The sequence below is a fragment of the Enterococcus quebecensis genome (genome assembly GCF_001730365.1).
GTDB classification, from domain to species: domain Bacteria; phylum Bacillota; class Bacilli; order Lactobacillales; family Enterococcaceae; genus Enterococcus_L; species Enterococcus_L quebecensis.
Window position 1 is genome coordinate 413,714 of the sequence record NZ_MIKB01000001.1, and the last position, 20,374, is coordinate 434,087.

General features: G+C 36.0%; 21 protein-coding genes and 2 tRNA genes. 4 read left to right on the forward strand and 19 right to left on the reverse strand.

Annotation, left to right across the window (positions count from 1 at the left end):
* Positions 1-58: 58 nt before the first annotated feature.
* Positions 59-565, forward strand: coding sequence for a QueT transporter family protein (locus BCR23_RS01860; protein ID WP_069633798.1), 507 nt, complete (start codon positions 59-61; stop codon positions 563-565).
* A gap of 61 nt (positions 566-626) precedes the next feature.
* On the opposite strand, the gene BCR23_RS01865 is transcribed toward BCR23_RS01860, so the two are convergent.
* Complete coding sequence (locus BCR23_RS01865; RefSeq protein ID WP_069633799.1) at positions 627-1,334, reverse strand: GntR family transcriptional regulator; 708 nt, start codon at positions 1,332-1,334, stop codon at positions 627-629.
* Positions 1,335-1,604: 270 nt separating this feature from the next.
* Complete coding sequence (locus BCR23_RS01870; RefSeq protein WP_069633800.1) at positions 1,605-5,852, reverse strand: 2-hydroxyacyl-CoA dehydratase; 4,248 nt, start codon at positions 5,850-5,852, stop codon at positions 1,605-1,607.
* A 192-nt stretch (positions 5,853-6,044) separates the two neighbouring features.
* Here BCR23_RS01870 and BCR23_RS01875 point away from each other — a divergent pair, with 192 nt between their 5' ends.
* Positions 6,045-6,653, forward strand: coding sequence for a TetR/AcrR family transcriptional regulator (locus BCR23_RS01875; RefSeq protein WP_069633801.1), 609 nt, complete (start codon positions 6,045-6,047; stop codon positions 6,651-6,653).
* A 108-nt stretch (positions 6,654-6,761) separates the two neighbouring features.
* On the opposite strand, the gene BCR23_RS01880 is transcribed toward BCR23_RS01875, so the two are convergent.
* The 15 genes from BCR23_RS01880 to yidD all read right to left on the reverse strand — a co-directional run bounded on the left by BCR23_RS01880 (position 6,762) and on the right by yidD (position 16,801).
* A complete protein-coding gene (locus BCR23_RS01880) occupies positions 6,762-6,947 on the reverse strand; it encodes a hypothetical protein (RefSeq protein WP_069633802.1) in 186 nt (61 codons plus the stop codon).
* Between the two features lie 123 nt (positions 6,948-7,070).
* A tRNA-Gln gene (locus BCR23_RS01885) sits at positions 7,071-7,142 on the reverse strand.
* A gap of 10 nt (positions 7,143-7,152) precedes the next feature.
* Positions 7,153-7,233: transfer RNA gene (locus tag BCR23_RS01890), tRNA-Tyr, on the reverse strand.
* Between the two features lie 91 nt (positions 7,234-7,324).
* Complete coding sequence (locus tag BCR23_RS01895) at positions 7,325-7,558, reverse strand: DUF2969 domain-containing protein (protein WP_069633803.1); 234 nt, start codon at positions 7,556-7,558, stop codon at positions 7,325-7,327.
* Positions 7,559-7,644: 86 nt separating this feature from the next.
* Positions 7,645-8,499, reverse strand: coding sequence for a hypothetical protein (locus BCR23_RS01900; RefSeq protein WP_069633804.1), 855 nt, complete (start codon positions 8,497-8,499; stop codon positions 7,645-7,647).
* Positions 8,500-8,514: 15 nt separating this feature from the next.
* Positions 8,515-9,288 (reverse strand): class D sortase, encoded by a 774-nt coding sequence (locus BCR23_RS01905; RefSeq protein ID WP_069633805.1) that lies wholly within the window; start codon positions 9,286-9,288, stop codon positions 8,515-8,517.
* 1 nt (position 9,289) lies between these two features.
* Positions 9,290-9,865: a hypothetical protein gene (locus BCR23_RS01910; protein WP_069633806.1), complete on the reverse strand. Its 576-nt coding sequence runs from the start codon at positions 9,863-9,865 to the stop codon at positions 9,290-9,292.
* A gap of 252 nt (positions 9,866-10,117) precedes the next feature.
* Entirely contained in the window at positions 10,118-10,768 is a 651-nt protein-coding gene (locus BCR23_RS01915) for a CBS domain-containing protein (protein WP_069633807.1), read from the reverse strand.
* 4 nt (positions 10,769-10,772) lie between these two features.
* Positions 10,773-11,474, reverse strand: coding sequence for an ABC transporter ATP-binding protein (locus BCR23_RS01920; RefSeq protein WP_069633808.1), 702 nt, complete (start codon positions 11,472-11,474; stop codon positions 10,773-10,775).
* Positions 11,474-12,250 (reverse strand): ABC transporter ATP-binding protein, encoded by a 777-nt coding sequence (locus BCR23_RS01925; protein WP_069633809.1) that lies wholly within the window; start codon positions 12,248-12,250, stop codon positions 11,474-11,476. Before BCR23_RS01925 ends, BCR23_RS01920 begins: the two co-directional genes overlap by 1 nt.
* Positions 12,231-13,199 (reverse strand): branched-chain amino acid ABC transporter permease, encoded by a 969-nt coding sequence (locus BCR23_RS01930; RefSeq protein WP_069633810.1) that lies wholly within the window; start codon positions 13,197-13,199, stop codon positions 12,231-12,233. Before BCR23_RS01930 ends, BCR23_RS01925 begins: the two co-directional genes overlap by 20 nt.
* A 9-nt stretch (positions 13,200-13,208) precedes the next feature.
* A complete protein-coding gene (locus BCR23_RS01935) occupies positions 13,209-14,087 on the reverse strand; it encodes a branched-chain amino acid ABC transporter permease (protein WP_069633811.1) in 879 nt (292 codons plus the stop codon).
* Between the two features lie 115 nt (positions 14,088-14,202).
* A complete protein-coding gene (locus BCR23_RS01940; protein ID WP_069633812.1) occupies positions 14,203-15,369 on the reverse strand; it encodes an ABC transporter substrate-binding protein in 1,167 nt (388 codons plus the stop codon).
* Between the two features lie 247 nt (positions 15,370-15,616).
* Positions 15,617-16,492 carry an ROK family protein gene (locus tag BCR23_RS01945; protein ID WP_069633813.1) on the reverse strand — a complete coding sequence of 292 codons (876 nt, stop codon included), beginning with the start codon at positions 16,490-16,492 and terminating at the stop codon, positions 15,617-15,619.
* An 18-nt stretch (positions 16,493-16,510) separates the two neighbouring features.
* Positions 16,511-16,801 carry a membrane protein insertion efficiency factor YidD gene (gene yidD / locus BCR23_RS01950; RefSeq protein ID WP_141706666.1) on the reverse strand — a complete coding sequence of 97 codons (291 nt, stop codon included), beginning with the start codon at positions 16,799-16,801 and terminating at the stop codon, positions 16,511-16,513.
* A gap of 215 nt (positions 16,802-17,016) precedes the next feature.
* Between yidD and BCR23_RS14680 the strand changes: the two genes are divergently transcribed.
* Positions 17,017-17,166 (forward strand): SPJ_0845 family protein, encoded by a 150-nt coding sequence (locus BCR23_RS14680; RefSeq protein ID WP_167352142.1) that lies wholly within the window; start codon positions 17,017-17,019, stop codon positions 17,164-17,166.
* A gap of 41 nt (positions 17,167-17,207) precedes the next feature.
* Here BCR23_RS14680 and yihA read toward each other — a convergent pair whose 3' ends face one another.
* Complete coding sequence (gene yihA / locus BCR23_RS01955) at positions 17,208-17,789, reverse strand: ribosome biogenesis GTP-binding protein YihA/YsxC (RefSeq protein WP_069633814.1); 582 nt, start codon at positions 17,787-17,789, stop codon at positions 17,208-17,210.
* Positions 17,790-17,866: 77 nt separating this feature from the next.
* A complete protein-coding gene (gene clpX / locus BCR23_RS01960) occupies positions 17,867-19,117 on the reverse strand; it encodes an ATP-dependent Clp protease ATP-binding subunit ClpX (protein ID WP_069633815.1) in 1,251 nt (416 codons plus the stop codon).
* Between the two features lie 189 nt (positions 19,118-19,306).
* Here clpX and BCR23_RS01965 point away from each other — a divergent pair, with 189 nt between their 5' ends.
* Entirely contained in the window at positions 19,307-20,335 is a 1,029-nt protein-coding gene (locus tag BCR23_RS01965) for a lactonase family protein (protein WP_069633816.1), read from the forward strand.
* Positions 20,336-20,374 lie beyond the last annotated feature (39 nt).

Genomic DNA, 20,374 nt, shown 5'->3' on the forward strand with positions numbered 1-20,374 from the left:
TCCTTTGGTCATAGTTATTACTAAAACAGATGATCTGTTTTACAAAGGAGAATAAAAAATGAATACCCCTAACTCACAGACCCAGTCGTGGTCTGTCATCGCTTTGGCGAAAATGGCTTTAATCACTGCATTATATGTTGTTGTTACTGTCTTTTTGGCACCGTTTAGTTTTGGTGCCATCCAGCTCAGGTTTTCGGAACTGTTTAATTACTTACCGCTTTTCAACAAACGTTATATTGTAGCAGTAACTCTTGGTGTTGCTATCTCAAATGTTGCTTCACCGTTAGGTTTAGTCGATGTAATCATTGGTAGTTTATCAACATTCTCAATTTTACTTCTTTCGTACCATGTAACAAAACGACTAAAAAGCCAAATTAAAAAAATGATTTTCACGGCGATTCTATGTTCATTGTCTATGTTTACTGTCGCTGGACAGTTGACTTATTTTTATCACCTGCCGTTTTTCTATACTTGGCTGACCGTTGCTATTGGTGAACTTTTATCCATGTCTATTGGCGGTATTTTGATTTATTGGATCAATAACAAAATCGATTTATCAAAATAATAGTTTTTATTCTAAAATTAAAACGACGAGATCATGCTAGTTCAGCTATCTCGTCGTTTTTCTATTTTTCTAAATAAAATTCGAAGCGATTTCCTACATACTGGGTTCTTACATATTCAAACGGTGTCCCATTTTCAAAGTAAGATATCTGACGCAAGCGTAAAATCGCATCTCCTCGTTTAATTTTTAAATAATCAGCAATCTGTTCCGAGGCTAACATTGCCGATATTGTTTGATTGGCATGTCCAATCTTATTGCCGCCTTTTTCTTCCAGAGTTTTGTAAAAAGAACTGGTGATTTCAGTCTTGCTATATTGATCGACTAAAGAATATGGAACACTGGCAACTTCAAAACAGATTGGCAAATCATCTGCAAAACGAATCCGCTCCATTCGTATGATTTGTTCATTTTCTTTCAGTTTTAATTTTTCCATTTCACTGGAACTTGGTTTCGCTACATAATAAGAAACCGTTCGGCTAGAGGGTACTCGATTTTGAGATAGCATAATATCAGTAAAACTCGTTGTTCCTGTCATTGTTTCTTGGACTTTTTTACGAGCAACGTACGTTCCAGAACCAATCTTGCGTTCTAAGATTCCCTCATCGGCAAGTGTTTGAATCGCTTGCCTCAGGGTCATACGACTAACACTGAACTGAATAGCCAACTCACGCTCTGATGGAAGCCTGTCTCCAATCTTCCAAACACCATGTTCAATGTCCTCTTTAATTTTATCGTGGATTTGAATATAAACTGGTAAACTTGACACCATCTTATTTCCTCCTTTTTATTCTCTTTCATTATAACTGGTATATACCTTATAAACAACCTAAAGTTCTAAATATTAGCAAATGAAACGTTTGCAACAATTATTTGGTATGCTTCATTAAAACTGTCACTATTCTTCATAACTCTTTAATTATATAATGGATATGCCGCAAAAAGAAATAAAAAAATCTGATCTAGCATCATTAAACATCCTCTTCTACAAACAAAAAACAACCCAAGCTGCTGACAATTCTACAGCTTAGGTTATTTTTTATTAAGAACGAATTTTTTCTTCGTCCATCATTTTATGTGCAGTCGCCATCATTAAACGAATTCGATTCAATTGATTCACTAGTGAAACTCCAGGATCATAGTCAATCGGTGCAATATTGGCTTTTGGATACTGACGGCGCAACTCTTTTATTACACCTTTACCAACAACATGATTTGGCAAACATCCGAATGGCTGCATACAAACAATATTATTCACATTTGATTTTAACAACTCAATCATTTCACCAGTTAAAAACCAACCTTCTCCTGTATGATTTCCAATTGAAAGGATTTTCCCAGCATCCTCTGCTAGTTCATAGATAGAGCTGAGACCATCAAATCTTTTCGAGCTTCTTAACGCCTTGTCCATCGGTTTTTCAACATACTCAATGATACGAATCGCAAATTGAGCTAGGTTTTTACTTTGTTTAGACATCCCCATATTCTCATATTTCCAAACTTGATTATACAACGAGTAATTCATAAAACCAATAATATCAGGAACTACAGCTTCAGCTCCTTCGGCTTCCAGCAATCGGACAATATCGTTATTGGCAGTAGGTGAATATTTCACCAGAATTTCACCAACAACTCCGACTTTTGGTTTTTGGAGGTCTTTTAACGGTACTTCATCAAACTCTTTGATGATTTTTTTCATGTTTCGATTGAACAGTGTTAATGAACCATTTCGAACATTTTTTTCGACTTGTTTCAACCATTTATCATGAAGGGCATCAATCATCCCCACTTTTGTTTCATAGGGACGTGTTCTGTAAACAACCCGTTCAAATAAATCGCCGTATATAAATGCCACAGCAATCCGTTTTAGCATTGGCAAAGTAAACTTGAATCCTGGATTTGATTCAACGCCTTTATTTCCCATTGAAACTGATACTACTGGAACTTGAGGGAATCCCGCATCATTTAGAGCTTTTCTAAGCAGAGGAATATAATTCGTTGCACGACAACCTCCACCTGTTTGGGTCATCATAACACTGACATGGTTTAAATCATATTCTCCGCTTTCCAGAGCTTCTACCAGTTGTCCAATTGAAATAATTGCTGGATAACAAGCATCATTATTGACGTATTTCAACCCTACATTAACTGCTTCACGGTCATCCGCGGGTAAACAAACAACATTGTACCCAGATGCTTTTAACGCCACATCAACTAAGCCTGTTTGATGGATTGGACTTAACATTGGCAAAAGTAAGGTATGCGTTTTTTTCATTTCTTTAGTAAAGATAATCTTTTCTGGTTCTTCATGCTGCAATTTTGGTTCAAAATTCATTTTCTCCCGTTCGCCAACCGCTGCTTTTAAAGAACGCAAACGAATCCTGATTGCTCCAAGGTTTGAGCCTTCGTCAATTTTTAAAACCGTATAGATTTTTCCATATTGATCCATGATTTCTTCTACTTGATCGGTAGTCACTGCATCTAAACCACAACCAAAAGAATTCAACTGAACCAATTCAAGGTTTTTCGATTTGGCAACTACACGAGCGGCTGCATATAAACGGGAATGGTAAACCCATTGATTGACTACACGCAAATTACCTACATCACTTAAATGTGACACACAGTCTTCTGTCAATACATGGAAGCCTTCTTGTGTAATAACATCAGCAATTCCATGATTGATTTCAGGATCTAAGTGATATGGACGTCCAGATAAAACAATTCCCTTTTCCCCTTTTTGATTTAGCATAACTAAGGTTTCTTCCCCTTTGTTGCGAATATCCTCTTTGAAAGCCTCTAGTTCTTCATATCCGTGCCGTAATGCTCGGGTCACTTGTTCCGCTGATATCCCAAGATCTGCAAATGTTTCACTCAAAACTTTTGCTACAGAAGCTTCATTAGCTAAGTTAATATAAGGGTTACGATAATCAACTTTCCCATCTCGGATGTCGTCTACATTATTTCTTATAACATCAGGATAACTTTGTACAATTGGGCAGTTGAAATGATTATCTGCTTCTGGTGATTCCTGTCTTTCAAAAACAACACCAGGGTAAAAAATCAACGGAATTTCTGAATCGATCAAAGCTTGAATATGTCCGTGAGAGATTTTAGCTGGATAACAAGCTGTATCACTAGGTATAGTTTCCATTCCTTGTTCATACAACTTTTTATTAGAACGTGGTGACAGTTCTACACGGAAGCCCAAATCAGTGAAAAAGGTATGCCATAAAGGATAATTTTCGTACATGTTCAATACTCGAGGAATCCCAATTCTTCCGTGTATCGCATCTTTTTCTTTCAATGCTCGGTATTTAAATAATTTACGGTACTTATAATCGACTAAATTGACTCTGCGGTCTTCTCTTTTAACTTTAATTTTTGCGCCTCTTTCGCAGCGATTCCCAGTAATAAACTGTCGACCATCAGAAAAGATTGTAACGGTCATCATACAGTTATTTTCGCAAAGACCACAATGAGTGAATTCTTTATCTGCTGTAAAAGTGTCCAGTTCTTCTAATCCAAGAATCGTTGTTTCTTGTCCCAATTCATAATTTTCTAAAGCAATCAAAGCAGCGCCATACGCCCCCATCAGACCTGCTATCGACGGACGAACAACTTCTCGTTCACTAATCGTTTCAAAAGCACGTAATACGGCTTCATTATAAAAAGTCCCTCCTTGGCAGACAATTTTCTTGCCCAATTCTTCTGGACGGCGAACTTTGATTACTTTATAGATTGCATTTTTAATAACCGAATAAGACAATCCAGCTGAAATATCACCAACAGAGGCGCCTTCTTTTTGAACTTGTTTCACTTTTGAATTCATAAATACTGTACAGCGAGAACCTAAATCAACAGGCGCTTTAGAACTTAGTGCTTCAATAGCAAAGTCTTTTACATCAAAATTTAGTGATTTAGCAAAAGTCTCAATGAAAGAACCACAACCAGATGAACAGGCTTCGTTTAGCTGGATTGAGGACAATACGCCCTCTTTAATTGTCATGGCTTTCATATCTTGACCACCGATATCTAAAATGAAATCCACTCCTGGCTGAAAATGATCCGCTGCTTTATAATGAGCCATCGTTTCAACTTCACCAATATCTACTTTCAACGCATTCTTTATTAAATGCTCTCCATATCCAGTAACTGCGGATTTTCCGATAAAAACATCTTTAGGTAATTGTTGGTACAAGTCTTTTAGGACGCTCATTGTTGTTTCTAAGGGTTGACCTTGATTATTGCCATAGAATGAAAATAGTAAATTTCCTTCTTCATCGATCAAAGTAACTTTGGTTGTCGTAGAACCTGCGTCAATTCCTAAAAATGCTACTCCGTGATGTTCTGACAAACTTTTTTCTTGTGCTTTCGCTTGATTATGACGCACTCTGAACGCTTTTAGTTCTTCTTCATTTTTGAATAACGGTTCTAACGTATCTGTAGGTTTTAATTGTTCTTGATTTCCTTTAGTCAGACGCTGAAGTAAATCAGCTAACGTCGTTGGGTTAGCTCCTTCAGAATAAATAGCTGCCCCCATTGCTACAAATAATTGCGGATTTTCTGGAAAAATCACGTCATCTGGTTGAACATCTAAGGTTTCAATGAATCGTTTTCTAAGTTCAGACATAAAGAAGAGCGGACCACCTAAAAATGCTACTTTCCCTTTAATCTTCCGACCTGAGGCAAGTCCTGCAATTGTTTGATTTACCACTGCTTGAAAAATGCTCGCTGAAATATCTTCTTTTGCCGCTCCTTCATTGATCAGAGGTTGAACATCCGTTTTAGCAAAAACACCGCACCTTGATGCGATCGGATAAATCGTTTGGTAGTTTTTAGCCAGTTCATTAACACCATTTGCATCTGTTTTTAAAAGAACTGCCATTTGATCAATAAAAGCACCCGTTCCCCCAGCACAACTGCCATTCATTCTCTGTTCCAAAGCACCTTCAAAAAAAGTAATCTTCGCATCTTCACCGCCTAATTCGATTGCAACGTCTGTTTCTGGGATAACTTCTTCTACCGTTTTTGTACAAGCGATCACTTCTTGCACAAAAGATATATTCAAAACATCTGCTAACCCCATACCGCCAGAACCTGTGATCGTCATTGTAACTGGCGTTGAGGCACCTAATTCTTTCATTGCTTCAGTCAAAACTTTTTCAGTTGCTGCTTGTACATCTGAATAGTGACGTTCATATTTTGCGAATTTCGTATGATTTTCTTCATCAATAATTACTAATTTCACAGTTGTTGAACCGACATCTATTCCTGCTCTGATCGTCATACACTTAATCTCCTTAAATTCCATATACTCTTATTCCCCAACACTTTGTTGATTATCGTACAGAATGTCTGATATAATACTTATGTATATTTTAGAAAGATTCTAAATTTATTGCAACAGGCAAAACACCCAATATTGTGAGATAAGCAACAAACTTGAAAAAACTGTTGATTATTTCGAAAGGAATTTTTTATGTCAAAGAAAATCGACCTTCGGGTTAAGCGGACACATAAAATGATTATTGAAGCTTTCTTTCACTTAGTTGAAGAAAAAGGATATGATTGTATAAAAATTCAAGATATCGCTGATGAAGCAATGATCAACCGAGCAACGTTCTACGCTCATTTCAAAGACAAACAAGATCTCTATGAACAAATTTTTGATTTTGCGGTCAATGCCTTTACTTCTGTGATTGATACGGAACAAATCATTGTCAGTAATCGAATTAAAGTAAAACAAATTGAATTGCTGCTTGCACACATTTATGTCAATATCCAAAAGAATAAAAAATTTTTTTTAACAATCATGGATGGCAGTTCCAACGAGCTACTACGAAAAAAATTAGCTGAGATTATTTACGAAAAATATGCCGATATTCTTGCTAAGTTAAAAATTACAGAAAACGACATAGAGGTTCCCATTGATTTCATTATTGAGTATATGACATCTATTTTTATTGGTACTCTTCATTGGTGGATTACAAGTGACACAGACATGTCTCCAAACCATTTGGCTAGACTTGTTATTAAACTAGTAGGAAATGGCCATCTAACAGTCTTAGGGCTTGAGATTGATAAATAACCTAAAATAGCCTGAAACAACTGTAGTGATCCCGAAAAGTTAGACTAAAAATCTAACTTTTTAAGTTCGGCTCAGTTGTTTCAGGCTATTTTTTATTCTCTAATTATTTTAGCGGTTTTTAGCTCGCCATTTTTTTGTATGTTCTGTATCTCTAGCAGAAATCACTTTGATTCCAGTTGGCTTCTCACCATTTTTCTTTTTAGAGAAAAGATTTACTTTAACATCATATTTTCCCTCACGAGCTAAGTCATAAACTTTCTCAGCGGTTTCAGTTATTTTCTCTTTGATATTCATTTGATCCACTCCTAATGCTTTTTATCCACTTTATCATACATTTCAGAAAAAGAGAACAGATGTTACTGTTATGTTCATTTTCTATAAAAAAAGAACAACTCCAAATGAGTTGTTCTAATAATACTGGGGTAGCTGGATTCGAACCAACGCATGACAGGATCAAAACCTGTTGCCTTACCGCTTGGCGATACCCCAAAGATGAAAATGGAGGAAAGTGGATTCGAACCACTGAACCCTAAGGAACGGATTTACAGTCCGTCGCGTTTAGCCACTTCGCTATTCCTCCAAAAGGTTTTAGTAAAAAACCTGACTTAGTTATAATACAAAACTTTCGAGCAAATTGCAAGCATATTTTCAAAAAAAATTGTTATTTATTTTTAGTCATTTAAATTCCACTGACGAATGATATACTCAATGGCTTCATCTAGCGTTTTTACTGTTGCTTCATTGCGATTATCAATCACTACAGCAAATTTTTTTGAGTCTTGTGGCACAACTTGACCAATTTCTTTTTTTCCGATCATTAACGTGTTGATGGTGATCGTTTCACCATTAATTTTTTTCTGCGTCTCTTCGATTCTAACTTCTATATCTTTATTTTTCTTTGACATCTTCATCCCTCCAAGACTCTATGGTATCATGTTACGTAAAAAAAAGCACCTATCATTTACGATAGATGCATGATCTTATTTCTATTTTAGGCACTAAATAATTGTTTTCTCTTGATTTCACTAAATGCACCACAAGCAATGCCTACTATCACTGAGATAATTCCTATAATAATAAACAACCATAAAAAACTTGATAGGTACGTTTGAATGAAATCATACATCGCTTTAGATTGGATTCCTAGCCTTTTTAGAACCCCTTGCAGTAAAATAATTGCAGGTGCCACGATCATCATTAATCCGCTGCCTATGCAAATATAGGCCCAGTATCTCAATAAACGGTGAAGATACCCTCTCAACGAAGAATAGAGAGAAATACTTAATAACCCCCATAAAACACCACAAATCCCCATAAAAAGAATCAGTTTCGATTTATAATTCATGACTTTACGGCCATAGGAAACCAAAAACGGCAACTCAATATAGCCTTTATAAATCTTTACAGCATTTTCAGACAGTCCCTTAACAGCTTGCTCTGATTCCGGCGTTGCCTGAATATTTTTTTCTTTCATGTAAGTTGTAATATCTTTAGAAACGGCCTCTTGGATATCTTGTTCGTTAGAGATAGAATATTTAGAACCTGTATTATACATGGCTTCAAAATATGCATTTACATCTGTTTTAACCGACTCTTGACTGATTGATTGTTTTAAGACACCTTCTGGGATATTACTGCCCAATGCACTGTTTTCTACTTGCTCGTTGATTTCACTCGTTAATTCTGAGTAATAATTTGCTTTAGCGGCTTGTTTGGCCATATAGCCTTCACTAAAGAGCGTTAATCTCAGCGTTAATAAAATCAAAAATGCAAACAAAAAGACAGAGGACAAAAAAGCAATAAAAAAACGAGAGATGACTTTCATTAAATGACCACGATTTTTCATCTGACTGATCCTCCTTTATGACTTCTCATTAATGATTGGCCCAGAGACATAATCTGCAGAAACAAAAACACGTTCTGGTGTTAAGCCAATTGCATCTAATGGGTAGCAAGTATATAGAATCAGAGATCTTTTTGAGCGGTCACCTAATTTTGTATTGATAGACGAATCTCGATAATCAGCAACTTTTACTTCTGTTACTTGATAGGTATAATCACCATAATGAGTATGGATGCTTACTGTATCTCCAGGTTCCAAGTAATAAATTTTCCCAAATGAAGGCAAGTTATGTCCCCCAATCAAGGTTGTTCCTAAATCCCCCGGAATCATGCTGCCAATATACTGTCCTGCGCCTAAACGTAAAATGTCTTCACTATCTCCGTAATATAATGGTTCATTAATTCCAACTTTGTCGATCACAACCTCACCAAACTGATCTCCTCCTACTGGATAGACCATATTTGAAGAAGCTAATTCTTCTTTATTGAATACTTCTGATCCAGCAACATCATTTGAGTTTGTATTACTATCACTCTCTGCATTAGTTGAATGACTAGCAGCATCATCCGTTTTTTTGACTGCAGAGGACGAATTTCCTTTTTGCGTTCTTTGAGCATAAAGGTTTGTCCCTTTTTGATCAAAAGAGGGCGCATCATTCAGTGAAATCAATTCAACAGCTGAAGAAGCAAAATTAATGACAGGTGCACCAATTATGTAAATAATGAGATAGCCAAAACACATAAAGAGAAGAGGCACGTAAATAAATGCCCCTACTCTTTTTAATTGTTTCATCTTATGCTAATTTGTTCTTTCTGCTCACAAATACTGCACCTGCTGCAGCAACGATTAATGAGCCAAAAGTAATTCCGCTTAATGCGTAATTTGATCCTGTATTTTTTACTGGAGTTCCAGTCTTGTATACAGGAGCGCCGTTAGCGTCTGTGATTGTCACAGCTGAATAGCTTCCGCCACCAAATGTGATTTTCACGCCTACAGCATTTCCAGCAGCTACTGCGTAACTTTGAATTTGCGAAATTACGTTAGCCGGCAACAATTTAATTGCACCTGCAAGTGAATTAGCACCTGACGTATTAACTGATACGCCTTCGACTAATGTACGAGCTGCTTGGATGTTTTTTACAGCTTCATCTACTTGAGCTTGTGTCAAATCAACACGTTTCAAATGATTTTCAGCTGCATTTTTTTCAGCTGCATCAAAATAGAATTTTTTGCCGCCAATTGTTGCACCAGCATTTAATTCATTAAGAACAGACTGTTCAGCTGTCGATATAGCACCATCAGCTGAAGCTGTTGATGCAAAGCTCAATGTAGCTACCACAGCAACGATAAATCCAATAACTTTTTTCATATTTTTTCCTCCCATCTTAAATATTTATAATCAATTACAGAAATTCAAGAGAAAATCTGTAAAAATTATACCAACAACAACTCCTGAAAGTCTCTATGCCACAGTGAAATAATATCAAAATACTTAAAGGATTTTGATATACAAACTTTGTATAACAAGCATTGTTTTTTACTTCACTATTTAAAATTATCACAAGCTACTTTAATAGTCAAACTGTTTTCAAGAAAAAATCTTAAGCAATTAAAACTTTACTTAGATTCTTTTCGACATAAGTACTGCTTCAAAAACATCATATCCAGCTTCCTTCAAAATCGCTTCAATTCGTTGGGTCTCATGACTTTCGATTTGCAACTCAATGATTGTTTCTAATTCCTTATGGTTCACAACAACAGTCAGGATACTAAAATCATTCATTGCTAATAATTTTGCGATATCAGCCAAAATCCCTTTGTGATCCTCTGGAATTCTGAGCTGAATTCTTGTACCTCCATCATGATAGCCCGTAATTTTTAAAAAGGCATCGAAAATATCGTTATTTGTAATAATCCCAACTAATTCATTTTTAGACACAACTGGCAAGACACCAATGTTTTTTTGACGCATTTGAAAAATCCCATCTTCTAAAGAAGCCTCTGGTTTTATTGTTTCAACTGTTTTTACCATCACATCTGCTACTGTTGTCTTATTTAATAAATAGTTCACTTCATAAACACTTAAACTGGTTGCTTTTGAAGGCATAGCTGCTTGGATAGTTCCTTCTGTGATTAATCCAACAAGTTGTTGGTTCTTTACTACAGGCAAACGATGAATATTATTCTTTTTCATTAAATCAACTGCATCAAATATCTTCATCTCTGGTTGAGCAACAACTAAATTTTTTGTCATAAAATCACTTACGCTCATATCATTATCCTCCTAAATATGCTTTTTTCACTTCTTCACTGTCAAGTAGTTCTTTACCGAGCCCACTTAAAACAACCTCTCCGGTTTCTAAAACGTATCCACGATCTGCAATTGATAGAGCCATTTTAGCATTTTGTTCTATTAACAAAACAGTTGTTCCTTGTTTATTGATTTCTTTTATAATATTAAAAATTTCTTGAATAAAGATTGGCGCTAATCCCATAGAAGGTTCATCTAGCAACAACAGCTTAGGCTTAGACATCAGTGCTCTACCCATAGCAAGCATTTGTTGTTCACCGCCAGATAAAGTAGAGGCATCTTGATTTTTTCGTTCTTTCAAAATGGGAAAGCGGTCAAAAATCATGTCATAATCTTGTTTTAAATTTCCATCTTTCCTTAAGAATGCACCCATTTCCAAATTTTCCTGAACAGTCAAACCAGAAAAAACATGGCGACCTTCTGGTACTTGACAAAGTCCTGCGGCAACGATTTTTTGCGGCATCATTTTTTGGATTTGTTGTCCTTCAAAAGTAATGGAGCCACTGGAAGGACGATTAAGTCCAGAAATTGTTCTTAAAATTGTTGTTTTTCCTGCCCCATTAGCGCCTATCAGAGAAACGATCTCTCCTTGTTCAACATTAAAACTTACATCTCTTACCGCTTGAATCACACCATAATGAACAGATAGATTTTCAATTGTTAGCATTACAGTTCACCTCCAAGATAAGCTTCAATCACGCGCGGATCATTTTTAATGGTTTCTGGTTTTCCTTCAGCGATGATCTGTCCATATTCTAAAACATAGATTCTTTGGCAAACATCCATAACTAGGCTCATATCATGTTCGATCAAAACGATCGTAAGTTGAAACTCTTTTTGGATTTTCCGAATCAGTTCAGTTAAATCAGCTGTTTCCTGCGGATTCATTCCCGCCGCTGGTTCATCTAAAAATAGCACTTTGGGTTCTGTCGCCAAGGCTCGAACGATTTCTAGCCGTCTCTGCTCTCCATAAGGTAAGTTTTTCGCTAATGTTTGAGCCTTATCTTCTAAACCAAAAATAGCAAGCAGTTCATAAACTTTCTTTTCCATTTCCTCTTCTTTTCTATAAAAAACAGGTAATCTTAAAATACTTGAAAGAATTCCTTCTTTATTTTTGCTATTCATTGCGATTAAGACATTGTCCATAACTGTTAAATCTTTAAATAGTCGAATATTTTGAAACGTTCGGCTCAATCCCATATCCGCAATTTTGTATGGTTTCATTCCATTCAACACATGTTCTTTCCCTAAAATATCCAATGTTACCGTTCCTTCACTTGGTTCATAAACACCAGTTAAAAGGTTGAATAAAGTGGTTTTTCCAGCGCCATTAGGACCAATCAATCCTATTAGTTCATTTGTTTCTAAAGTCAGATTAACATTGGAAACCGCTGCTAATCCGCCAAAATTTTTAGTTAAATTACTAACGTTCAATAGAGGCATTTGATTTGTCCTCCTTTTTCTTCAATAGTTTTTTTACAGAGAATTCCCACGTTCCTAAGAGTCCTCCTGGTTTGAAAATCATAATAATAATCAAGGCTAATGCATAAATGATCATTCTTAATGCGCCAGCATCTTGTAAAAACATATTTAAAATCCCCAGAACAATTGCTGAAATAAACGTACCCGTCACACTACCGATACCACCAAATACTACAATAATCAAAATATCGATCGACTTCATGAACCCAAAATCTTTCGGTGCGATCGTTTGAACATAACTTGAATAAATTGCTCCAGCTACACTTGCTGTGACTGCACCAATAATAAACGCTACTACTTTATATTTAGTTGTATTAACTCCCATGGACTCAGCCGCAATTTCATCTTCTCGTATAGCCATCGTTGCACGTCCTGGCCCACTATGAATAAAGTTAACAACAAGCAAGGTTACAATAACAACAAAACCAAATACCATCGACCAATTGACCATTGGCGGAATCCCAAAGATACCCGCAGGTCCATTAGTGATCTCTTTCATATTGATAATAATGATCCGAATGATTTCAGATATTCCCAAAGTTGCAATTGCCAAGTAATCCCCTTTTAACCTTAATGTTGGAATGCCCACAAGTAATGCTACAATTCCAGATAAAACAATTCCTAGCAAAATACCGCTAAAAAAACCGCCCATTGTAGGGTATTTTATAGACATTATCGCTGCACTATATGCGCCAATCGCCATAAATCCGGCATGCCCCAAAGAAAACTGTCCGGAAAAACCAATAATCAAATTTAGTCCAAGCGCCAACATAATATTAATACCGATTGTAATTAGTGTATACTCCGTAAATGGTGTAATAACACCTGTGACATATAATACATAAATAAACGCATACGCTGCCGCAGCAATTAAAAGCCAAACAAAATTATATTTAAGATTCTTTTTCATGCGCGCCACCTACACTTTCTCTTTGATGTTCTTGCCAAGAATTCCGGCAGGACGAATCAATAAAATAATAATTAATAATGCATATACTACCGCATCTTTATAATCGGAAAAACCAAGAGCAATCGTAATCGTTTCTAACAACCCAATCACAAACCCTCCTAATGCTGCACCTGGGATGATTCCAATACCGCCTAATACTGCGGCAACAAAAGATTTAAGTCCTGGAACTACCCCCATCATTGGATCGATGGAATTGTAATAAAGTCCAATCAACATCCCTGCAGCCGCAGCCAAAGCTGAACCTAGCGCAAAGGTAAATGAAATCGTACGATTGACATTAATTCCCATCAATTGTGCTGCATCTGCATCAACAGAAACCGCCCGCATCGCTTTTCCCATTTTTGTTTTTTTAACAATAAGTTGCAACGCAATCATCAATACTAGGGAAATAACTAAAATAAGTACTTGAATATTTGAAATTTGAATAAATCCTAGTTGATAACTCTTATACTCGATCGCTTGAGGGAAAGATTTTTTTTCAGGGCCTAACCAATAGATCATACCGTTTTGTAATAAAAAGGAAACCCCAATTGCTGTAATCAATGCTGCAATTCTTGTTGACTTTCTTAAGGGACGATAAGCCAGAAATTCAATGACTACACCAATCACTGCCGCTCCTGCCATTGATAAAATCAATGCTGGAAAAAAGCCTAAACTTAACTTGTTGATAAAGAAATACCCCATAAATCCGCCCAACATATAGATTTCTCCATGGGCAAAGTTGATTAATTTGATGATCCCATAAACCATTGTATACCCTAAAGCTAATAGAGCATAAATACTACCTAGAAAAAGCCCATTTACTAGTTGTTGGATAACTACTTCCATATTTTTCACTTCCAATGTTTTAGAATAATTATTTTTTTATTAATGAAAAAAGAGGATGGACAAAACGCAGATCATTGTCTCACCCTCTTTCAATTTCATATGAATAATTGTTTTTTTAAGGATTCACAGCATCCGCAGATGTTTCTTTTCCGTCTGTTAATCCTAGCACTACTGCTGATTTTTCAGGATTATGATCTTTATCCATTGTCATTTTTCCTGTTACACCAACAAAGTCTTTCAATGATGCCAAACCTTCTTTGATGTCTTTTGAATCTGCTGAATCTTTGTCTTCCATCGCTTGTTTTAACATGTAAACTGAATCATAACCTAATGCATTGAATGCAGATGGTTGTTTGTTATATTTTTTCTTAAATGCTTCCACAAATGGTTTTACTTTGTCAGTAGCAGGTGCTTTTTCTGAGAAATGTCCTGTGTAATATACATCAGAAACATTTTTAGCACCAGCAATTTCAATTAGTTTTTCATCGCCGAATCCATCTGCACCAAGAATTGGTTTGTTAATTCCCATTTCACGTGCTTGCTTGATGATCAAACCTGCTTCTGCATAATAACCTGGAATATAGATTGCATCATAATCAAGGTCTTTGATTTTTGTTAAGATAGCTTGGAAATCTTTATCTCCTGCAGTGAAAGTTTCTTCTTTAGCAATTTTTCCTTTGTATGTGTCTTTAAATGATTTTGTCAAACCAATAGCATAATCACTTGAATTATCTCCGATGATTACAACATTTTTGGCTTTTAAATTATCTTGGGCAAAGTTTGCTAAGATAACACCTTGGAATGTATCTTGGAAACAGGCTCTAAAAATGTATTCTTGCACTTTATCATTTACAACAGTAATGCTATCATCCGTTCCAGAAGGTGTAATAGCTGGTACCGCTGCTTTTGTCATATTTGGAATTGTTGCTTTAGCTGCTCCTGATGTTGCTGGACCAACGACAGCGACAACTTTATCTTTCGCTGTTAAATTGGCTGCAACAGATGTTGCTTCGCCATTTTCTGATTTGTTGTCTTTTTCGATCAATTCTATTTTTTTACCAAGAACACCGCCAGCATCATTGATCTCTTCAACTGCTAGTTTAATTCCTTCTTTTTCAGCATTCCCGTATGCTGAAACATCTCCGGAAAGTTCCATATTCATTCCAATTTTGATCGTGTCACCCTCAGCCTTATTTCCACCGCCGCTTGCACCGCCGCCAGCCGCTGGACCGCATGCTGCTAGTAAAAATAGACTAGCAAATAAAAAACTGAACTTTTTCATCTTATTTCCCCCTTGTTTTAAAAGCCGAAATAGCTTTTTCGTCTAAGTAATGATCTTCGCATATATAATTATTAAATAGTATGTATACAAATATAATCAAAAACGAAAGAAATGTCAACGAATTTTCAGAAAATTTCTATAATTCAAATTATTAAGATACACCTTCTACTTGTATGAGCCAATATTTCCCTTTATTTTCAAAAAACGTCGAGTTGCATATTACAACTCAACGTTTTGATTTTATTTTTTATTCCCAATTTTTCTTCGCTAAAAAATTAGCTGCTGCTCCAATCAAATTTGCATCATTTTTATAGTTACAAGTAACAATTTGTGGTACAAAATCATTCAATCCAAACTCGTCAAGTTTATCTTTCATCCGCTGATTGATTTCATCTAGTAACCCTTTTTTAGCTGATACACCACCACCTAAAACAATCATCTCTGGATCAAGAGAAAATTGGATGCTAAACAATCCTTGGGTTAAATACTCGTAAAAATTATTGACCTCTTCTATAGCCAATTCATCGCCAGATTCAGCAAAAGAAAACACGTCTTCCCCAGAAAAAGTCTCTTTCTCTATCCCTTTTCGTTCGCAATAACGCCAAGCCATTTGAACTGCAGTCCCTAGTTCGCTAAATGTTTTTCCTTCACTTAAGTACATTAAGCCAAATTCACCGCCATAAAGGTGAGCTCCTTTAGCAATTTCACCTTTACGAAACACAGCTCCTCCAATTCCTGTGCCGATAACAACGAAAACTACTTCTTGCTTTCCTTTGGCAGCGCCTTCATAAATTTCCGCCATCCCTGCGCAATTGGCATCATTTTCAATGGTCACAGGAAGTTTGAATAAGTCTTCTAATTCTTGAAAAATATTAAATCCATGAATATATGGAATCGCTGAAATCCCATTAATCATTTGTTCTTGAACATTTACCACACCTGGTGCACTTAATGCTACACCTTCTATCTCCTGATCTATTTCGTTAAACACCTTTAATAGAGTCTCTTTCATTTCTTCCCACGTATTTGGTGTTTTAAATTTCCCTTTGCAGCTCATTGTTTGCTTGTTCCAAATTCCATACTTTACAGCTGAACCACCAAAATCAAAGGCTAAAATAGCCATCCCATAACCCACCTTCGTCTATTTATTGTGCTTGTTCCTTCTATAGTTATAAGGACCATGATATTCTTGATCCGGATTTCTTTTTAGACTAAACTTTAAAGGCACATAATCAATCCCGCCCTTTGTAAGTGGATGACATCTTAAAAATCTCGCTGTTCCCATTGTTATTCCCTTAATGCTGCCATGTGTCTGCATTGCATCAATCATGTATTGTGAACATGTTGGGTGGTAACGACAACTAGCCGGAAGTCCAGGAGAAATAAATCGTTGGTAAAAACGTACCATTCCTATAAAAATATTTCCTGCCACTTTATCCCTCTTTTCTCTATCCGAAAAAACTATACCTCGTTTTGTCATTGAATGCAAGTTTACGAATAAAAGTGAAATACTTTTATATAAATTGTTAATAGTTGAAAAAGAAAACTATTCAAATTTCTGAAAGGATGATAAACTAAAGAAAAGAGATTGTAGTATATGATTTACGCAACTTCCCTTAATCTAAATTGAAATGGAGATAATCAAAAATGGGTTTAAAATTTGAACGTACAAATGACTTAGATAAATTATTCGATTCTTTTGCCGTAGATCCTAAAAAAATAGAAATGCCAAAAGAAGAATTAGAAAAACAAGCGGCTAAAGCTGAAAAACAAGAAGATAAGAAAAAAGAACAATAAAAAAATACTTTGACCTCGCACAAGAGAGTCAAAGTATTTTTTTATAGATATTTTTCAATCGCTTGCCAAGCTTCTTCTTTGCCTTCTTTTGTTTGTGAAGAAAAAAGAATAAAATCATCTGATTTATCGAAGTTCAGCGCTTTTTTGATAATACTTTCGTGTTTGTTCCATTTGCCACGAGGTATTTTATCTTTCTTCGTTGCAACCACAATGACGGGAATCTCATAATATTTTAAAAACTCATACATTTGAATATCTTCTTGCGTCGGTGCATGACGCAAATCAACCAATGAAACAACCGCTTTTAATTGTTCTCTTGTGGTCATATAAGTTTCAATCATCTCGCCCCATTTTGCCCGCTCTGTCTTAGAGACTTTGGCATAGCCGTATCCTGGAACATCGACAAAATGCAACGCATCTTCGATCAAGTAAAAGTTTAAGGTTTGAGTTTTTCCTGGTTTACCAGAAGTTCTAGCCAAATTTTTACGATTGATCAAGGTATTGATGAACGATGACTTCCCTACATTTGAGCGTCCTGCTAAAGCAATTTCAGGAAGATCTGTTTCTGGATATTGTTTAGGAGAAACCGCACTGATGATAATTTCTGCATTATGAACATTCATGTTTCTAACCTCCTCACATTATTTCATAAAATCAGTAAAAAAGTAGAGACGCATCTCTACTTTTAGTATTTTTCATGTTAGCCTGCTTTTTTGTCTTTCTTGTTATAGACGATTGCTGGTTTACCAGTTCCTTCAACAGCCATCTCTGTAATGATCACTTTTTTGATTGTATCATCTGACGGCACATCAAACATCACATCCATCATGATCTCTTCAATGATTGAACGTAATCCACGAGCACCTGTATTGCGTTCAATCGCTTTATTAGCGATTCCACGAAGTGCATCTGATTCAAATTCCAATTCAGTATCATCCAAAGACAATAATTTTTGATATTGTTTGACTAACGCATTTTTTGGTTCAGTTAAGATACGAACCAAATCATCTGTTGTTAGTTTTTCTAAAGCTGCGGTAACTGGTAAGCGTCCAATAAACTCAGGAATCAAACCGAATTTCAATAGGTCTTCAGGAATGATTTGCTGCATAACGCTTTCGTCTTCGTTCAACTTGCTGTTATTCGTACCAAAACCGATTGTTTTTTCACCTAGGCGGTTTTTAACGATCGTTTCAATCCCATCAAAGGCTCCACCAACAATAAACAAGACATTGGTCGTGTCGATTTGGATAAATTCTTGATGAGGATGTTTGCGTCCTCCTTGCGGTGGAACACTTGCAACGGTTCCTTCCAAGATTTTAAGCAATGCTTGCTGCACGCCTTCACCGGATACGTCTCTTGTAATCGAAACATTCTCGCTCTTACGGGCGATTTTATCAATCTCATCAATATAGATGATCCCTTTTTCAGCACGTTCTACATTAAAATCAGCAGATTGTAATAGCTTAAGTAGAATATTTTCTACGTCTTCTCCTACATACCCCGCCTCTGTTAAACTCGTTGCATCTGCAATTGCAAATGGTACATTCAATGTTCTAGCCAATGTTTGTGCTAAAAATGTTTTCCCAGAACCCGTTGGGCCAATTAAACAAATATTGCTCTTTTGTAGTTCTACATCTTCAGAGCTTGAATTTTCTGATTGATTTACACGTTTATAGTGATTATAGACAGCCACTGCTAATGAGCGTTTTGCCTGATCTTGTCCAATTACATATTCGTTTAAGACATCCAATATTTCTTGAGGTTTTGGGACATCCGTTAATTCACGTACGGCTTCGTCGTAAAATTCTTCATCAATAATCTCTTTACATAAGTCGATACATTCATTACAAATATAGACACCAGGTCCAGCAACGATTTTCTTTACTTCTTCTTGTGTTTTACCACAGAATGAACAGCGAACTGCGTCATTGCTATTTGTATTATCGTACATGTATGTCACCCCTCTAAAATTAAAAATGACTGTCCTTACAGTCTTAGAATATAATAGCATAAAACAAGTGAAAATGCGAACATCGGATTTGTAAAGATTTTATAAATCTAAGAATTCTTATGTTATACTAAAAGAGAAAAAATGACTTGCTGATTCTTATGAACACAGCAATAAAATGGAGGGAATTTCATGCTGGAACAAATTTTATTAGGAACATACACTCGTAGAGTTAGTAAAGGAATCTATCAAATTATACTAGATACTGAAAAAGAAATGCTTCTAGAAGCAGCTTTATTAGTAGAAGAAAACAGCCCAACATACCTAGCATTAAATCAAAAAGGTGATCTATTTAATGTCACATCAGTCGATGGCGAAGGCGGTATGGCAGCATATACAAATAATAATGGTCAATTTGAATTAATCAATAAAGTAACTGAAGCCGGTGCTCCTCCATGTTATGTAGCGATAGATGAAGAAAAACAGTTAGTTTTCGGGGCAAACTATCACCAAGGAATTGTGCATGTCTACCGTATTTTAACAGATGGACGTTTAGAACATACAGATAAAATTATTCATGATGAAGCTACTGGCCCTCATGAAAATCAAGACAATGCCCATGTTCATTACACTGACTTAACACCAGATCGTCGTTTAGCTGTTTGTGACCTTGGTACAGATCGTGTGTATACGTATGATGTTAGTGAAGAGGGAAAATTATCAGAAGTTGCTCAATATATCGCTGAACCTGGTACAGGTCCTCGTCATCTAGTATTCCATCCAAACAATCAATATGCTTATCTTTTCGGTGAGTTAGACAGCACAGTCACTGTCTTGTCTTATAATGCTCTAGACGGTTCATTTGAACAAGTCCAAAAAGTATCAACTTTGCCTGATGGTTTCAATGAATTCAATGGTGGCGCAGCCATTCGTATTTCTGCTGATGGACGATTTGTTTATGCTTCAAATCGTGGTCATGATTCAATTGCTGTCTTTGCAACAGCAATTGATGGCAGTAACGTAGAACGTATCCAATTGATTTCAACTGAAGGTGAGATTCCTAGAGATTTCGATTTAGATCCTTCTGGAAAATTTGTTGTCGCAGCGAATCAAAATACGGATAATTTAACCCTTTATCGTCGTGATGAAAAAACAGGTCTTTTAGAAATGATCCAAAAAGATGTTTATGCACCCGAATGTGTATGTGTTTATTTCAAATAATTACTCTCCTATTTACGAATTCGTATAATCAAATAAACA

What these genes read in the sequence shown, in the direction of transcription:
- BCR23_RS01860 (WP_069633798.1), top strand. Translation starts at nt 59, where the DNA reads ATGAATACCCCTAACTCACAGACCCAGTCGTGGTCTGTCATCGCTTTG.
- BCR23_RS01865 (WP_069633799.1), bottom strand. Translation starts at nt 1,334, where the DNA reads ATGGTGTCAAGTTTACCAGTTTATATTCAAATCCACGATAAAATTAAA.
- BCR23_RS01870 (WP_069633800.1), bottom strand. Translation starts at nt 5,852, where the DNA reads ATGACGATCAGAGCAGGAATAGATGTCGGTTCAACAACTGTGAAATTA.
- BCR23_RS01875 (WP_069633801.1), top strand. Translation starts at nt 6,045, where the DNA reads ATGTCAAAGAAAATCGACCTTCGGGTTAAGCGGACACATAAAATGATT.
- BCR23_RS01880 (WP_069633802.1), bottom strand. Translation starts at nt 6,947, where the DNA reads ATGAATATCAAAGAGAAAATAACTGAAACCGCTGAGAAAGTTTATGAC.
- BCR23_RS01895 (WP_069633803.1), bottom strand. Translation starts at nt 7,558, where the DNA reads ATGTCAAAGAAAAATAAAGATATAGAAGTTAGAATCGAAGAGACGCAG.
- BCR23_RS01900 (WP_069633804.1), bottom strand. Translation starts at nt 8,499, where the DNA reads ATGAAAAATCGTGGTCATTTAATGAAAGTCATCTCTCGTTTTTTTATT.
- BCR23_RS01905 (WP_069633805.1), bottom strand. Translation starts at nt 9,288, where the DNA reads ATGAAACAATTAAAAAGAGTAGGGGCATTTATTTACGTGCCTCTTCTC.
- BCR23_RS01910 (WP_069633806.1), bottom strand. Translation starts at nt 9,865, where the DNA reads ATGAAAAAAGTTATTGGATTTATCGTTGCTGTGGTAGCTACATTGAGC.
- BCR23_RS01915 (WP_069633807.1), bottom strand. Translation starts at nt 10,768, where the DNA reads ATGAGCGTAAGTGATTTTATGACAAAAAATTTAGTTGTTGCTCAACCA.
- BCR23_RS01920 (WP_069633808.1), bottom strand. Translation starts at nt 11,474, where the DNA reads ATGCTAACAATTGAAAATCTATCTGTTCATTATGGTGTGATTCAAGCG.
- BCR23_RS01925 (WP_069633809.1), bottom strand. Translation starts at nt 12,250, where the DNA reads ATGCCTCTATTGAACGTTAGTAATTTAACTAAAAATTTTGGCGGATTA.
- BCR23_RS01930 (WP_069633810.1), bottom strand. Translation starts at nt 13,199, where the DNA reads ATGAAAAAGAATCTTAAATATAATTTTGTTTGGCTTTTAATTGCTGCG.
- BCR23_RS01935 (WP_069633811.1), bottom strand. Translation starts at nt 14,087, where the DNA reads ATGGAAGTAGTTATCCAACAACTAGTAAATGGGCTTTTTCTAGGTAGT.
- BCR23_RS01940 (WP_069633812.1), bottom strand. Translation starts at nt 15,369, where the DNA reads ATGAAAAAGTTCAGTTTTTTATTTGCTAGTCTATTTTTACTAGCAGCA.
- BCR23_RS01945 (WP_069633813.1), bottom strand. Translation starts at nt 16,492, where the DNA reads ATGGCTATTTTAGCCTTTGATTTTGGTGGTTCAGCTGTAAAGTATGGA.
- BCR23_RS14680 (WP_167352142.1), top strand. Translation starts at nt 17,017, where the DNA reads ATGGGTTTAAAATTTGAACGTACAAATGACTTAGATAAATTATTCGAT.
- yihA (WP_069633814.1), bottom strand. Translation starts at nt 17,789, where the DNA reads ATGAATGTTCATAATGCAGAAATTATCATCAGTGCGGTTTCTCCTAAA.
- clpX (WP_069633815.1), bottom strand. Translation starts at nt 19,117, where the DNA reads ATGTACGATAATACAAATAGCAATGACGCAGTTCGCTGTTCATTCTGT.
- BCR23_RS01965 (WP_069633816.1), top strand. Translation starts at nt 19,307, where the DNA reads ATGCTGGAACAAATTTTATTAGGAACATACACTCGTAGAGTTAGTAAA.